Origin of the sequence: Treponema primitia ZAS-2 (assembly GCF_000214375.1) — a bacterium.
GTDB lineage: Bacteria > Spirochaetota > Spirochaetia > Treponematales > Breznakiellaceae > Termitinema > Termitinema primitia.
On sequence record NC_015578.1, the window covers coordinates 962,541 to 977,775 of the forward strand.

Genomic DNA, 15,235 nt, shown 5'->3' on the forward strand with positions numbered 1-15,235 from the left:
GTATGACCATCATATCTACTGCCGCCTGTATTGTTTTGGCGATCGCCGTTATTATTCAAATAGTTTTTCTGTTCAGAAAAAACGATGATGCTGTAAGCCGGTGGTTAGTGCTTCTGGCCGCCCTGCTGCTTTTGACCGTATCCATAATCAGGAGCATACAAATACGGTTTATAGCCCTTACCGGGACCTTTGAGTCCCTGATCTTTTATGCCGCAGTGATTTGCATAATTGCCTTTGTGTATAAAACCCAGCGGCGCATTCACCGGAGTAAAATTATCAGTTTTATTTCTGCGTTTATCGCCCTGGTGTTTCTGGCCATTGCCAGTTCCCCCCTGACCGGCAAGGAAGCTCTGCTGCCGGTTCCCAGTTTGAGATCCTCCTGGCTATTGCTCCATGTCTCTTTTGCATTTATCGGGGAATCCTTTTTTGTAGTATCCTTCGCCGCAGCCCTGGCTGCTCTCCTCACCAAAACAGAAGAAAAGCGCCTCTCATATGATAAGATTACCTATACTGCCATAGCGGTGGGTTATCCGGTGTTTACCGCCGGGGCGCTTATTTTTGGCGCTATCTGGGCTCAGAAAGCCTGGGGTATATGGTGGAGCTGGGACCCAAAAGAAACCTGGGCCCTTATTACCTGGCTTGTGTACACTTTCTATTTACACTTGCGCCTTATTTCCAAAAAAACCGGTAAAATTATTTCCCTTGTTGCGGTGATAGGTTTTCTGTGCACTGTTTTTACATTGTTCGGGGTTAATTATCTTTTACCGGGATTGCATAGCTATAAATAGGCGCTAAAATGTCTGTTCTGCTATAGGGCGGTTAAGCGCTTGGTGTCAATATACCACAAGCCCGCTGCTCCGTAAAATTTTCCAGGCTTTCTCTGTCGCTGTTCCCAGTATCTTTTCCAGCCGCCTGTAGAAGTCCTCCACGGCAAGCCCTTCCCCCCGGGCCGTTTCCTCCAGCAGGGTTTGTACCGCAGCGGCCTGTTTTCCGGTCCCGGTTTGTAGCCGCCGGTCCTCCAGGCGCCAGCGCCACCGGAGTGTGCTGTTTGCAACGCCGACTTTAGTCGGATAGTTCCCGGGGCTATTTTTTTTACCGGCCTGGATCAGCGGCCGGGACCCCAGGAAAAGTGTCTGCTCAGCTCGATCCGCCGGAACTGCGGTATGCCGGTCTCCGGCGCCGCATTGTCCCGTTCCGGGGCTTCCCGGAACAGCCGCCCGGTCCCGGTCCCGGCTGCGGGCATATTCGTCCAGTAGTTTTTCTACGGTGTCTGGCGAGACCTCAGGTTTGGGGACCCTGAGCGGGGGGAATGCAAATTCCGGCGGCTCCTTGGCGTCCCCGGCCATCCAGGAGGAGAGGAGCCGGTCCAAGGGTTCGGTGAATTTGTCGAAGTTTTCTTCCCCCTCAAAGGACAGATCGTTCAGGGCGAAGATGTTCCGGATACTGTCCGTTTTGTTCCCCTCCACCTTAAGGCCCGGATGGAGGCCCCGCTCCCATTCGGTGTAGATCCGGGAATGCCGGGTGAGAACAAATTTGTGCCAGAAAGCCGAATCCAGGAGTCCTGCGGCGAAAAGCTGCCGCAGTATTTCTGCGGAGTCCATAATTTCTTTGTCACTCTGATCCCAATATCCGTAGATGAGGTAGGCATGGGTCAATATGCCCGCTTCCTTAAAAGCTGCGCAGGTCTTTACCAGGTCTCCCATGTTTATGCCCTTGCGGAGGCGCTTGAAACCCCCTTCGGTGGCCACCTCGATCCCCCCGGATACCCCCACCAGTCCCCCGGCGGCAAGAATGGCCGCAGTATCACTGTTAAAGCCCCGGTCAAAGCGGATGTTCCCCCAAAAAATCAGGGGCAGTCCTGCTTCCCGGTTCAGCAGCGCCAGGCGCAGCAGGGAAGCTGCCGGGGCAGCCTCGTCTACCAGGTGCAAACCCCGGACGCCGGTCTTTTCCGCCTGGTCCTTCAGGTGTCGGAACAGGGCGTCTGTATCCACAGGCTCAAAGCCCCGGATATAATCGAGCCCCACATCGCAGAAGGCGCAGGAATGCCAGTAACAGCCGTGGGCCAGGTAGGCTTTGAGCCAGTGCCCGTCGGACCAGAGCCGGTGCATGGGGTTGGCGTCATCCACCGGGCGGAGGTAGCGGGAAAAATCGATGCCCGCATAATCGGGAAAGACGGTTTTCACAGAATCCCGGTCAAGAGCCTCGAAGCGGGCGGTATCGGCGGGGACAGAGCTTGTGGAGGTATCAGCGATTCCTGGCCCCCGAAGGATTCTGTCTCCTGGGCGGTATAGCGTTTTATACAGTAGGGCCTCTCCGCTGACTGTCCCCGGTTCAGCTCTGTCCCCAATCCCGGCGTGTTCCAGAATGGCTGCCAGGGAACCATAACCCCGGTCAAAGGAAAGGTAATCGAAGTAGTCAAAAACCCGTGGTTCTTCCATGAACCGCAGTTCCGTGTTGATATAGCCGCCCCCGGCTATGGTAGTAACCCTGTCCCCATACCGGGCTTTGGCGGAAGCTGCACAGACCAGGGCGCCGGCCAGGCAGCCCGGGAAGGGGATGGTCATCCCGATTACCAGGGGCTCCCCAGCTCTGTCCCCAGCCGAGCCAATGAGGGTATCCAGGCTGTCCCACTGTTCCTCCAGCAGGGGCCGGTAGAATTCCCCCAGGATGTAGCCGTCCAGGCCCTGTTCAAGAGCCGTAAAATCCCGGAAACCGGCGCCGCCGCTTTGCCCGGAATAGCGGACCAGACTGAAGGAGGAATCCAGGGTAACGGTGATAAAGTCCGCCATATCCTCCAGGAGCTTGGTGGCCAGCAAAGGAGCGGCGTCCGGTGAGGGGTTCCCGTCCAGGGCATCTAGGCAGGCATCGAACCGGGGGCCCCCGGGAAGAACCCCGTTTGCCAGGGCCAGGAGGTGGCCGAATTCCCGGTCCCTGCCGCGAAGAAAGTCACCAAGCCGGTCAATGCAGGAAAGCCAAAGTTCCTGTTCAGAGAGGAATCGTTCTATAATGCTGCGCGGGGAACTTGCCGACTGAAGTCGGCGTTGTAAGTAGCGCTTGCCCCCAGCTACAGTATCCGCCGAACCATCTGCGGCGGCGAAGATTTTTTTCAGCCCGGCCCGGCAGAAGATCCTTTCAAAAAGACCCATAGAGTGATCGAAGACCAGGGCCTGGAAGCCCCGTTTTTCAAGAAAACTTTTCAGGTAGTAAGGCGCGGGGTAGGGGGAATTGAGCTGCACCAGGGGCGGCTGGATCAGGCAGATCATGAGAAACCTTCCTTTAGCTGGAACGCAGGGCAGTGGCGACCGGTGGCCCGGAACACCTCAATCGAAGGCAGGTTCCGGCTCTTGATGCCAAAAACTCCGCAGGACCGAGGAAACGAGGGGTCCCAGCTCACCTTGAAGTAGACGCACTTGAGGCAGTCCGGGGCGCGGGGCTTGTCAACTGGGCGCTCATCGCCGTTTGGCACCTGAAAAACTCTCCTGTTATAGGGAGTATACCCATTATTGGTTCGGTTTTCTATTGCAAAAATAGCCCCATGCTTTGACAAGCTGCCACACCTTTGACATCCACCCCCATTCCGGGCTATCCTTCACTACCATGAAAAAACTGAGCGGCGTTTCCGTCTCCCCGGGTATTGTTATCGGGAAGTCATTCCTGTACCAGGGGAATGACTTTTCTGAAATCCCCCGGTATGCCATTGGGAAGACCCAGGTTGAAGCCGAATGGCGTCGTCTCCAGGCGGCCATTGAAGCGGCGGTGGCGGATGTGCGTGCCCTGCATGACAAGGCTTCCCGGGAAATGAGCAAGGAGAAGGCTGCCATTTTTGAGACCCACCTGCTCATGCTGGAGGACCCGGAGTTCCAGGATCAGATTAAGGGAAAGCTGGAGACAGACCGGGAAAACATCGAGTGGGTGGTCTGGGATGTTTCCCGGGAAATCAGTTCCAAGCTCATGGACTCCGGGGACGCCTATCTCCGGGAACGGGCGGTGGACATTGCAGACGTATCCCGCCGGCTGATGCACAAACTCCTGGGGATAAAGGAATTTTCCCTGGCGGATCTGGCCGAGGATGTGATCCTGGTGGCCCACGACCTCCTGCCCTCGGAAGTGCTGACCATGAACAAGGACCGGGTAAAGGGGATCGTGACGGATCTTGGGGGGCGCACTTCCCATACCGCCATTTTGGCCCGGGCCTTTGGGACCCCTGCCGTGCTGGGGCTTTCCACGGTTACCAAGGAAATCAACGCCGGAGATACCCTGATTGTGGACGGCAGCGCCGGGCAGGTTATTATCAACCCCGGAAAGCCCGCCCTTACCAGATACCAGGATGCAATAAAACAGTACCACAAGTCCCGGGACAAATTCCTTTCCACCGTAGACCTGCCCGCGGAAACCAAAGACGGGCACCGGGTCAGCCTCAAGGCCAATATCGAGATCCCCGAAGAAGCCGCCCAGGTGATACGCTACGGCGCCGAGGGCATAGGGCTTTACCGATCGGAATTCCTCTTCCTTACCCCCGGTCAGGCGGCGGAGGAAGAGCGGCAGTACCAGGCCTACAGCGAGGTACTGAAAGCCATGGGGGAACTGCCCGTGACCATCCGTACCCTGGACGTGGGGGGGGACAAGGTATCCCCCAACTTCAAATCATCGGATGATAAGAATCCTCTGCTGGGCTGGCGGGCCATTCGTATGTGCCTGGCCCTGCCGGACTTTTTCAAAATCCAGCTCCGGGCCATTTTACGGGCCAGCGTTTACGGGAATGTGAAGATCATGTTCCCCATGATCTCCGGTGTTGAAGAGCTGGAGCAGGCCCTGGCTCTGCTGAAAGAGGCAAAGGCGGAACTCCGGCAAAAGAAACAAAAGTTTTCCAAAAAGATCGAAGTGGGGACCATGATTGAAATACCCTCCGCAGCCATGACCGCCGATGTCCTGGCCTGGAAGTCGGATTTTTTCTCCATAGGAACCAACGATCTCCTGCAATACACCCTGGCGGTTGACCGGGGCAATGAAAAGGTGAGCTACCTTGCCCAGCCCTTTCACCCGGCGGTGCTCCGGCTCCTGAAGATGACCATCGACGCCGCCCACGACAGAGGCATCAAGGCCGCCATGTGCGGGGAGCTTGCCGGGGCGACCTTTGCAGTTCCCATACTGCTGGGGCTGGGGCTGGATGAATTCAGCATGACCGCCTCCGCCATCCCCCTGGTCAAACAGATCGTCCGTGGAACAACCATGGAAAGCTGCCGGGCCCTGGCTGAAAAGGCTCTGGCCAGCAGTTCCTATAAACAAACAGAAACCCTGGTCAATTCCTGGCTGGCGGAACATTTTCCCAATAAGTGAAGGCCCCAATGGAATTTAACCCCGATCTAAAATACCGGAAGCTCCCCACGGTGGTTCTTGCGGGCCGTCCCAATGTGGGGAAATCCACCCTTTTCAACCGTCTGCTGCACCAGCGCCGGGCCATCACGGATCCTACCCCGGGAGTAACCAGGGACCCGGTTGGCATGGACACTTTTATTGCCGGCAAGCCCCTGCATCTGGTGGATACCGGGGGTTTTAAACTTGACAGAAAAGCTAATGGCGGCAGGGATGTTCCCGAGGACGCCCTGGACGATCTGGTGGTAGAAAAGACCATGGCTGCCCTGGAAAGCGCGGACCTGATCCTCCTGATCCTGGAAGCGGGTGAACTTACCCTGGAAGATGAGGAATTTATAGCATTATTGCGGCCCTATCAGAACAAGCTTCTGGCGCTGGTGAATAAAACTGAGGGGGGCCGCCGGGAAAACGAATCCTGGAACATCCTGTCCTACGGCTTTGACAAGGTGATGATGATCTCCGCCGAACATGGGGATAATGTGGGGGAGCTGGAAGAGGCCATTGTCGGCGCCCTTGATTTTTCCAAGGTAGAAGAGGATGATCCGGACAAACGGCCCATCAGAATCGCTATTTTAGGAAAGCCCAACACCGGAAAGTCCACCCTGTCCAACCGGCTCACCGCCTCTGGGGCCTCCATCGTAAGCGATATACCCGGCACCACCCGTGACGTGGTGGAGGGTGTTTTCCGGTACAAGAACCGGGACTTCCAGGTCCTGGACACCGCAGGTATACGCCGCCGGAGCAAGGTTACTGAAAACATCGAATACTATTCGGTGAACCGGGCCATCAAAACCCTGGACGATGCAGACATAGTGTTTCTCCTCATTGACGCTCAGGAGGGCCTCTCGGATCAGGATAAGAAAATTGCCGCCCTGATAGACGACCGGGGTCGGGGGGTAGTCATGGTCCTCAATAAATGGGACACCATGCCGGATCTTAAGAACACCTTTACTGCGGTCCAGGACCGGATACATTTCCTCTTTGGCCAGATGGAGTACGCACCTATAGTGCCGGTGAGCGCCTTGGACGGCGCCGGGGTGGACACCCTGCTGGACACGGCGATCAAGGTGTATGCCCAACTCAACCTGCATACCGATACCGGGCCCCTGAACCAGGCCCTGGAACGCTGGCTGACTGAGTCACCCCCGCCTTCGGGCCCCCAGAACCGCTTCAAGCTCAAGTACGCCGTCCAGGTTTCGGACAACCCGGTACGCTTTGTTATTTTCGCCTCCCGCCCCAAGGCGGTGAGTGAATCATATATCAGTTACCTCAGGAACAAGCTGCGCCGCGACCTGGGCTATTCCCTGATCCCCCTGGGCGTAGAAATCCGGCTTTCCGCCAAAAACGACCCGGCAAAGAAAAACGCCTCTGCCAAGGGTTCACCCCGGCGCGGGGCTAAGCCCGGCCTGTCCAAGGCTCATGCAAAGTCCAGTCGTTCCAGGGCCCAAGCGGAAAAGCCCCCCCGGTCCAAGGCTCAAGCAGAATCCGCCCAAGCGAAGTCCGCCGGCCCCAAGGCCCCGGTGAAACCCGCGCGGTCCAAAGGGAGCTGACATGGCGGCCTACGGGATTGGGGATATGGAAAAACTCCTGGGGGTTAAGGCCCACGTGATCCGCTATTGGGAAAAGGAGATCCCCCTGATCCAGCCCCGAAAAAATCCCGGAGGCCGGCGGGTATACGCCAAGCGGGACTTGCTTATCCTTTTCCGCCTGAAGTACCTTCTCTACGAACGGCATTTTACCCTGGAAGGCGCCCGGGATCAGCTTTTCCGTGAACTCACCGGAGGCGGTGATGCCGGGGCTGCGGCAAAGCAGGACCTCAAGGCCCTTATCGAAGCCCTGCGCAGCGATCTGGTAGACCTGTACTTCCTGGTCCACAACAGGGAACAGCCCTGATGGAAACCCTCTTTTCCCCCTTGCCGGAGGAAAGCTCCCGGCTCCTGGATTCACTTCCCGCACTTATCGACCAGGTCTTCCCGCTGCCGAGAAAATTCCGCTCAGGGTTACCCGCGGATGTGGCGGAACTTTCCCGGCTTCTCACCAGCGGCCGGGGTGACCGGAACGAATCCTACCTTGGGGAACCCCGCTTCCTATCGGCGTACCTCCGTTACTTTCTCCCCTGGAATTGCTGCCGCCTTGCCCGGCTCCTCCCGGCTCTGACCCTGCCCTTTGGCGTCCGCAAAGTGCAACGAAATTCTCCGCGCAGTAATACTGATGGTATTTCCCTGGGTAATGCTGATGACGTTTCTTCCGGTAATGAGGCAATTGCTATTACCGACCTGGGATCGGGTCCTCTGACCCTGCCCATGGCCCTCTGGATATCCCGGCCCGAGCTCCGGGAACTTCCCCTGGAATTCCGCTGCCTGGATCGCACCGGCCCTGTCCTGGAAGCTGGAAAGAAACTGTTCGCCGCCCTTGCCGGGAAGGACACACCCTGGCGCATTAAAACTATCAAGGCTTCCTTAGGCGATCCTATCCGCTTCCCCAAAGCAAACCTAGTTACCGCAGTAAATCTGTTCAATGAATTATTCTGGAAAATCCCCCAGGTAGATCACCGGACCCTTGCGGGCTTTACCGGAAAGAACGCCCGCCTACTTTCGTCCCTGGCCCTGGAGCAGGGTTCCATCCTGGTTGTTGAGCCGGGCGTCCCCCGGTGCGGGGAATTTATTTCCCTGCTCAGGACAACGTTTGCCGAAACGGGCAGACTCCCCCTTGCGCCCTGTCCCCACGGGGAGCCCTGCCCGGTCCCGGGGGACCAGGTAGGCGCCAGGTGGTGCCACTTTGCCTTCGATAGCGGGGACGCCCCGGCTGACCTGCGCCGTCTGTCAGAAGCCGCCGGCCTCCCCAAAGAACGGGCCGCCCTGAGCTTCCTCCTAGCCGGCCCGGTAAGCGCCGCACCTGAACCCGCAGTAAAAGTGACTGAGACCCCTGGGTTAGAAACAGAAAAACTAACCCTGCGTATCATCTCGGATCAATTCTCTCTGTCCGGAGGAGGCGCCTGGGGCCGCTACGGCTGTTCTTCCAGAGGATTAGTTTTAGTATCAGGAAAAAAGCAAGAAACCGAGGGCCTGGAGTCAGGAACCCTGATAAGCCTAGCTGTCCGGGGTCCGGAGCGGCGGGATGGGAAGAGCGGCGCTTTGGTGTTGCAGCTTTAGCCATAAAACCGCCCATCGACCAAGCGCCTCCTACAGCCCAGTAATACCATTGAACCAAGGTGCCGGGGGGGTGGGGATATCCTTCGGGGGCGTCTCTGGAATTCCCTGCTGGAGGAGACCTACCGGGCTCCGTAAGCAGACTCTACAGGTTAGCCCCCGATGGATATCCCCGCCCCCCCCGGCATTTCGGGTTTACTGTCCCATTACCGACGCCGTAAAACCCCTCGAACCGCCCCGGTAATAAGAAACACCGCCCCTGCCAGCATTACTGTTATGGCTCCCACCGGAAGATCAAAGCTCCATCCCAAAGCAAGCCCGCCGGCTGAGAACAGGGCTGAAAAAACGCAGCTTAGGATCATCATCCCTGAAAGGCTTTTAGCCGAGTACCCTGCGGTTCCGGCCGGCAGGGTTAGCATGGCGATTACCATTACTATTCCTACAAAGGTCTGGAGCAGCACTATTGCTACGGCAGTAACCGTAAGCAGTATCAGAAAGAGTGTCGTGGTGGGAACACCCCGGACCCGGGCGAATTCTTCGTCAAAGGAAGATGCTTCAAGCTGGGGGTAAAAGCGCCAGGCCAGGAAGAGGACCAGAATGTCTAGTATAGCCATGAGGATAAGATCCCTGGTAGAGATGAGGAGTATGTTGCCGAAGAGGTAACTTGAGGGGTCCGTGTAGCCCGCCGTCTTGGCCATGAAGAGTACCCCGGCGCTCATCCCGATGGCCCAGATGGAATTGATCACCGTGTCCTCCCGCTGCTTGGCCTTGAGGGACACCACCCCGATGAGGCCCGCTGAGATGACCGCGAAGATCAGCGCCCCCGCCATGGGGGGAAAGCCCGGAACCAGGCCTGAGGCGGAAAGGTACAGGGCCATGCCTATGCCCCCCAGGACCGCATGGGAAACCGCCCCGGCCAGGCTGGCAATGCGCCTGACTGTTACGATGGAGCCCAGCACCCCGAAGAGCACCGATGAGAGGAGCCCCGCTAAAAGGGCGTTCCTGATAAAGGGGAAGGCTGGGTTAAGCAGGGCCTCGATAAAATCGCTCATTTGTGTATTTCCTCTTCGTCGCAGATATCCCCAGGGAGGCTTTCCCCATGGACGATCCGGGCGCCTAGGGCTCCGGCGTCATGACCTTCCCCGGCAACTTCGGTGCGGTGCTGGACTATGCCGTATTCCGCCCCGGCTTCCCGGCTTCCCATGCAGAGTACCCGGTCGGTCAGTGAGGAGACAAAGCCTGTGTCGTGGGTCACGATGAGGATGGTAGTAATTCTGCCCCCTTCGCCGGCCTTGAGTTTTCCCAGGGTGGCAAAGAGACGTTCTTCGCTTTCCCTGTCCATGTTGGCGGTGGGCTCGTCCAGGATGAGAATTTCCGGCTTGGCAGCCAGGGCCCGGGCAACCAAAACCCGCCGCCGTTGGCCGCCGGATAGGGCGGTGTAGGACCGTTCTGCCAGATCCGCTATCTCGGCCTGTTCCAGGGCTTCTTCCACCGCGGCCTGATCCACAGCGCCGAATTTCCGGGACAGTGGGGACAGGCGGCCCATCTTCACCGCTTCCCGTACCGTAATGGGGAAGCTCTGGTCGTTGGCGGCCTGCTGGGGCACATAGCCCACCCGGTTCCGCGCTCCCGGAGTGAAGCGGGCGCCGAAAAGTTCGATCCGCCCTCCCTGGGGCTGCTCCAGGCCCAGGAGCAGTTTTAGTACCGTGGTTTTTCCCGAACCGTTGGGGCCCACCAGGGCGATGAACTCCCCCTGGTGTATATGGAAGCTGGCGTTTTCCAGCACCTTCCGACTGGAAGGCTCCTTCCTACCGGAAGACGCCTTCCGGCTGTCCGAAGCACCGCCGTAGGAAAAGGATACCCGGTCAAAGCGCAGGCTTATCTGCCGATCCCGGGGATGAGTAAGATGGCTGTTCACTTTTTTGCCTCCTCAAGGGATTTTAGCAGCAGGTCACCCATGTCACGGATATTGGCGAGCCAGTCCGGGGCCAGGGGGTCCAGGGCTGCGATCACCGCCCCCGCTGCGGCGGCCACGGTCCGGGCGCTTGCCACCGGGAATTGGGCCTGGACAAAGATCGCCGCGGCCCCTTCGCGCCGGGCCTTTTCTATTAAAGCGTTCAGTACCCGGGGAGTGGGCTCCTTGCCGCCGGTTTCTACCGCCTCCTGGGTAATGCCGAATTCGTCCAGGAAGTACCCGAAGGCTGGGTGGTACACAAAAACTGTTCTCCCTCGCAAAGGGGCAAGTTTGATCCCCAGCTCCGCGAACTCCTGGTCTATATCTGCAATCAGTTCCTCGTAGTTTTTCTGATAGTAGGCGGTGCCATCCCCGTCTATGGCAATGCAGGCTTCCAGTATATGCCCAGCCATGATCTTGGCAGGCTCCTGCCCAAGCCAGGTGTGGCGGTCCAGGCTTCCCTCATCGACATGATCGACGTCTCCATCATCATGGGCTTCCAGGGTTCTGAACCGTACCCCCGCAGTACCGTTGATGATCCGGAGATTGGGAAACAGGGCTTCTATTTTGGGCTTGAGGCTCAGTTCAAATTCTGTGCCTGAAAGAACCCAGGCCCGGGCGGCGGCCAGGTCCGCCATCTGCTTGGGCCCGGGCTCGTAGCTGTGGGGATTTTGTCCCGGGCCAACCAGGGTCAGTATCCGCAGCCGGTCTGTGCTGGAAACTTCGTTGCACGTTCCGGAGACCCGGCGGGCAAACCACTCTTGGGGGATGGTGCTCACCGCCAGCACCGGCGTGTCAGGGGCGGGGGCTTTTTTTTGGGCGCCCTTTGTAGTATTTTCTCCACAGCCGTTGAGGGTGAGAATTATTAGAAAGCAGAAAAGCGAAAATCGGGTTACGATTGTAGTACGCCCTCGCACTGCGAGTAAAGGAAGGTTCATACTATTCCTTTTCGGTTTCATTCACTTCCTTGATACAGTTCAGGTAGGACTGTAGCAGATCATCCATCGCCGTTTGAATAGTTGCCTTCCGGTCCTTCTGGTAAGCGGGAAGCCGTTCCGTTAAATTGATGGGCGCCGCCGCCTGGATGATCACCCGCCGGGGATAGATATTAATATTGCGGGTCGCGTAGGAGCCCCCCATGGTACGGTTTGCAAAGTCCCAAAGGTTTTGGGCAAATTCTATCTTTTCGTGAAGCGGAGCGTTTTCCTCAGGCAGGGCGGAATGGAAATACCAGATAAAGTCCACCACTTCTGTGTGACGACAGGCATGCCAGGCTTCCCCCGCAGCAAGATCAAGCTGGGCCCGTTCAAGTCGGGGCAGCCCTTTGAGGGTATCCCTGCCGGGCAGAAATATCCGGTCCCAGCAGATCTGGCGGATCAGGTACAGCCGGGATATGGTCTCCCCGCTGGTGGGCTTTATTCCCAGGATCTGTTCCGCCCTTCTCAAACCGGCTTCGATAATAAGGGTAATCCGATCCGGGACGGTCCTGTTTTCATCCCTGGCAATCCCGTAGCGGCTTTCATTTTTCGCGATAAGGTAATCCCGGCAGTTCCGCAGCCTAGTGGTAAAATCAGGGACCTCCTCTTTTTTATACAAAGCGCTGAAACCGGTAAACTTTTCAATCCGCTTCATCAGCCATTTGAGACAGATTTTCCCCCATATTCCATAACGGAAATGGATGGATACCGGCAGAATCTCTACGGGGAAGGATTTCCCCGCCTGTATAAGCCGTTCCGCCACGCTAAAACCAATGCGCATGGTTCCCTGCTCAAGGTTTAATACCCTTTCCACATTGTAGGTGACCTGCCCCTCCGGCGCCATGGCCAGGGGATAGGGGCCGCTCAAAAGGTCCTGGTAGATTCGGCCCAAGCCCTGGGAATCTATTTTTGCATGGTAGATTGGCATGGCCCCCAACCCGGGCATTACCAGCCGGGCCACCCAGCCCCCCCAGCGAAGCACCTCGTAGCCGTAGATAAAGAGGGCTCGGGGACGTTTTGCAAAGGCAATCCCCTCTTTTTTGGCCAGAGCGCCAAGCCGGAAGAGGATAAACCAGGTCAGCAACTGAGGTTCCCCTCCATTGGGGTGCCGGAATGCCATGATACACCGGGTGTCCCCCCGGAGCGCCCGCTCAAAGGCTCCAAAAAAGTGTTTTTTTCCCCCCAGGAACACCCGGGCTACGCCAAAGAAAAGAAACAAATAGGGCCGCATAAGAATTTTCATGAGAAAAGTTATCAATTTGGAAAAGTTTGGCTCGGACACTTTTATATCAGGAAAGGCCTGTATTACCGGCATCGTATAGGGCTTATACATATTTATCCATAGTATATCAGGAAATGGCGCTTCTTCAAGCGATTCTTTGCATCAAAATCCCAGTAAACCGCCAATATCCCCCAGGTTCCGGATCACTGCGGCGGGTCGGGTGTTTCCTGCCAGAGGGTGGCCCTCCCGTAGGCGCAGGGAACGGGCATCCCCGGCGAAAAGCAGGGCCGTAAAGCCCGCCCGGGCTGCGGCGTACACATCGTTGAGCATATCGTTTCCAATGTAGAGGGCGTGCCGGGTATCCAGGCCCAGGGATTCCAGGCAGCGGACCGGGGGGGTAAAAAGAGCGGGGGAAGGTTTTGCCTCCCCCAGTTCATAGGAGTAGATCAGCAGATCCGGATCAAAGCCCAGTTTTTCCGGGAGGGCGCCGAAGAAGGCTTCGAACAGGAGGGGGGTAAAGAACTGGGCGTTGGAGATGAGGCCCAGCCTGATTCCCCGGGCTTTCAACATTTTCAAGGTTTCCCCGGCGCCGGGCATGGGGGAAACCGGATTGACCGCCAGTTCATAACGCAGTGCCAGTTCCCGGGCTGACAGGGGCAGCTTCTCTGCCCCGGCAAGACCGCCGGCAGCTCTGTCCCCGGCGGGGCCGCCGGCGGGGCCGTTGCACCGGTTTAGGAAATCCGCCCAGATTTCCTCCACCCGTACTTCCGGGTAGGGAGTTTTTTCGCCCAGCTCCCCATGCAGGCGTTGTACTTCCCGGTGGAAATGGTCCCCTAGTTCCTGGGCGGTGCAGCCCAATTCCCGGGCAAGGGCTTCCAGACGCTCATTACTGGCAGCTCTGTCCCCGGCGCCGGAAATATCCCCCGCTGCTGAGCTGAATAGGGTCCCGTATACATCGAAGATCACCGTGTGAATACCTTTGAAGGGGAAGGCGCCGCCGGCCCTGGGGGGGAACAATAGGGCTTCCAGATCCGCCGGCAGGGTGGGGGGCGGAAGCGCCGGGGGAACCGGGCTTTCCCGGATCAGGCGTAAGAGGCCGGGATCAGCCATGGTCAATCATGGCCAACCCCTACCAGGGAGAGCCGCAGGGGATCCAGGTAGAGTTCGAGCAATATGGATTTTGAGATTTTATGGGTCACCTGGGTATCCAGGACCGAACGGTAAGTTTCCCGCAGCAGTTCAAGGATGGTCTGCCTCCCGTAGGAATCCAGGATATGGAGACGGTTTGCCTCGATCAGATCTTCATCCGGGCGCCAGCTTTCCAGTTCTCCCAGGAAGGGATTCACATCCGCGATATCCCGAAACACCGACTTGTTGGCATCCAGCACCCGGATGATGCCCTCCTGGGTTTTTTCGTCCAGCCTGCTAAAATCCACCAGGTCCCGGGAAAGCAGATCGTTTCCCAGCATATTGATGGTATGCCGGGGCGGCACAATCCCGAAGGACTTATAGACCGAACTCATGGCATATTCCATCTTTTCCCGGAGTATGCTCGGGGAGATATACACCATGGGAATGTTCAAAGCGGAATACAGGGAGTTGAAGCGTACCCCGGAACTTTCAAAATCCTTGCAAACATAGTCGATCCGTCTGCCCAGAACAGCCCTGCCCGCAGTCCAGGGTTCCAGGAAGCTGAAGCCGAAACCCTCCTTTACCGAGCAGCTGATCACCCCCTCGGCGCTGCCGTAGAGGTCCTCCAATGAACTGTCCTGGCCCGCGTTGAATTCCACGGGCAATCCCAATTCCCGGGCAAAGTTCACCCAGGCATTGTAAATTTGAAAGTCCTTTTCCATGGTGGGGGGCAGGGTGATGGCTACGGTTTTCCCCTTGGGGATAAACAGCGAAAGGAGCAGGGCTTCCCCCAAGTTTTTGCGCTGAATCCCCCGGACCGGGTACAGATAGCGCTTCCGCTCCAGGCCAGGTGTAGCCTTAATGGGGTGGACCTCATTGGGCAGCAGGTGGAGCCCCTCGGTTTTGAGCCCCGACCGGTGCAGAAAGGAATAATCCCGGCTGTTTATCACCGCATAATGGCAATTTGCGGGGTATTCTTCTTTGCCCACATACACATCGGGCCGGAAATCCTCGGCCAAATCGTGGTTTTGCAGCAAAAGCCCCCCATACCGCTCTTGCAACAGGGCCAGAGCCGGGAGCAGGGCTGTATTTTTCCGTAAAAGGGGGTTATGGACATGGATAATATCCGCCTCCCGCCCCCAATGGGCCTGCATGGCCCGGGTAATAGCCGCAGCCAGGACTACCCCACGATCCTTCAGCCATTGTTCCTGGCCTTCAGGGGGGGGAAGCGGCTGTTCCCGGTCATAGCGGAGTTCCTCCACCAGCACCTGGTTCAGATCCGGCGCGTCCGGGTTCAGCACCCCGGTGATAATCAGCGCATCATCCCCGCCCTCTATCAGGGCCCGGGCCTGATTCAGAATCACCGAAGTAACTCCCCCCCGGCGCAGATGATAGTGGATTAAAGCGATTCGCACCCCGGCTCCTTTGC

13 protein-coding genes are annotated in these 15,235 nt (G+C 57.6%); 5 read left to right on the plus strand and 8 right to left on the minus strand.

Annotated features, from left to right (window positions below; genetic code table 11):
- Positions 1–2 precede the first annotated feature (2 nt).
- Positions 3–788 carry a cytochrome c biogenesis protein CcsA gene (gene ccsA, locus TREPR_RS04315; protein WP_015707073.1) on the plus strand — a complete coding sequence of 262 codons (786 nt, stop codon included), beginning with the start codon at positions 3–5 and terminating at the stop codon, positions 786–788.
- Positions 789–833: 45 nt separating this feature from the next.
- On the opposite strand, the gene TREPR_RS04320 is transcribed toward ccsA, so the two are convergent.
- Together TREPR_RS04320 and TREPR_RS18125 are read right to left on the minus strand one after the other, a co-directional pair.
- The gene (locus tag TREPR_RS04320) at positions 834–3,263 is read right to left on the minus strand and encodes a radical SAM protein (RefSeq protein ID WP_015707074.1); all 2,430 of its coding nucleotides are present in this window, start codon (positions 3,261–3,263) and stop codon (positions 834–836) included.
- Positions 3,260–3,466, minus strand: coding sequence for a hypothetical protein (locus tag TREPR_RS18125; protein WP_015707075.1), 207 nt, complete (start codon positions 3,464–3,466; stop codon positions 3,260–3,262). Before TREPR_RS18125 ends, TREPR_RS04320 begins: the two co-directional genes overlap by 4 nt.
- A gap of 131 nt (positions 3,467–3,597) precedes the next feature.
- On the opposite strand from TREPR_RS18125, the gene ptsP reads away from it, so the two are divergent.
- Genes ptsP through TREPR_RS04345 form a run of 4 tightly spaced genes read left to right on the plus strand, consistent with a single transcriptional unit; the run spans position 3,598 to position 8,525 of the window.
- Positions 3,598–5,337 (plus strand): phosphoenolpyruvate--protein phosphotransferase, encoded by a 1,740-nt coding sequence (gene ptsP / locus TREPR_RS04330; protein ID WP_015707076.1) that lies wholly within the window; start codon positions 3,598–3,600, stop codon positions 5,335–5,337.
- A gap of 8 nt (positions 5,338–5,345) precedes the next feature.
- Positions 5,346–6,923, plus strand: a complete 1,578-nt coding sequence (der, locus tag TREPR_RS04335; RefSeq protein ID WP_015707077.1) for a ribosome biogenesis GTPase Der — start codon at positions 5,346–5,348, stop codon at positions 6,921–6,923.
- Position 6,924: 1 nt separating this feature from the next.
- A complete protein-coding gene (locus tag TREPR_RS04340) occupies positions 6,925–7,266 on the plus strand; it encodes a MerR family transcriptional regulator (protein ID WP_015707078.1) in 342 nt (113 codons plus the stop codon).
- A complete protein-coding gene (locus TREPR_RS04345) occupies positions 7,266–8,525 on the plus strand; it encodes a small ribosomal subunit Rsm22 family protein (RefSeq protein ID WP_015707079.1) in 1,260 nt (419 codons plus the stop codon). The genes TREPR_RS04340 and TREPR_RS04345 overlap by 1 nt, the downstream gene beginning before the upstream one ends.
- A gap of 203 nt (positions 8,526–8,728) precedes the next feature.
- Here TREPR_RS04345 and TREPR_RS04350 read toward each other — a convergent pair whose 3' ends face one another.
- From TREPR_RS04350 to TREPR_RS04375, 6 genes are all read right to left on the minus strand, one after another.
- On the minus strand, positions 8,729–9,574 hold the full coding sequence (locus TREPR_RS04350; RefSeq protein WP_015707080.1) for a metal ABC transporter permease: 846 nt from the start codon (positions 9,572–9,574) through the stop codon (positions 8,729–8,731).
- A complete protein-coding gene (locus tag TREPR_RS04355; RefSeq protein WP_015707081.1) occupies positions 9,571–10,440 on the minus strand; it encodes a metal ABC transporter ATP-binding protein in 870 nt (289 codons plus the stop codon). The genes TREPR_RS04350 and TREPR_RS04355 overlap by 4 nt, the downstream gene beginning before the upstream one ends.
- A complete protein-coding gene (locus tag TREPR_RS04360) occupies positions 10,437–11,414 on the minus strand; it encodes a metal ABC transporter solute-binding protein, Zn/Mn family (protein ID WP_015707082.1) in 978 nt (325 codons plus the stop codon). The genes TREPR_RS04355 and TREPR_RS04360 overlap by 4 nt, the downstream gene beginning before the upstream one ends.
- Position 11,415: 1 nt before the next feature.
- Positions 11,416–12,684, minus strand: a complete 1,269-nt coding sequence (locus TREPR_RS04365) for an acyltransferase (RefSeq protein WP_245534785.1) — start codon at positions 12,682–12,684, stop codon at positions 11,416–11,418.
- A gap of 153 nt (positions 12,685–12,837) precedes the next feature.
- On the minus strand, positions 12,838–13,785 hold the full coding sequence (locus TREPR_RS04370) for an HAD family hydrolase (RefSeq protein ID WP_052299695.1): 948 nt from the start codon (positions 13,783–13,785) through the stop codon (positions 12,838–12,840).
- Positions 13,786–13,787: 2 nt separating this feature from the next.
- Positions 13,788–15,221: a glycosyltransferase family protein gene (locus tag TREPR_RS04375; protein WP_015707084.1), complete on the minus strand. Its 1,434-nt coding sequence runs from the start codon at positions 15,219–15,221 to the stop codon at positions 13,788–13,790.
- Between the last annotated feature and the right edge of the window lie 14 nt (positions 15,222–15,235).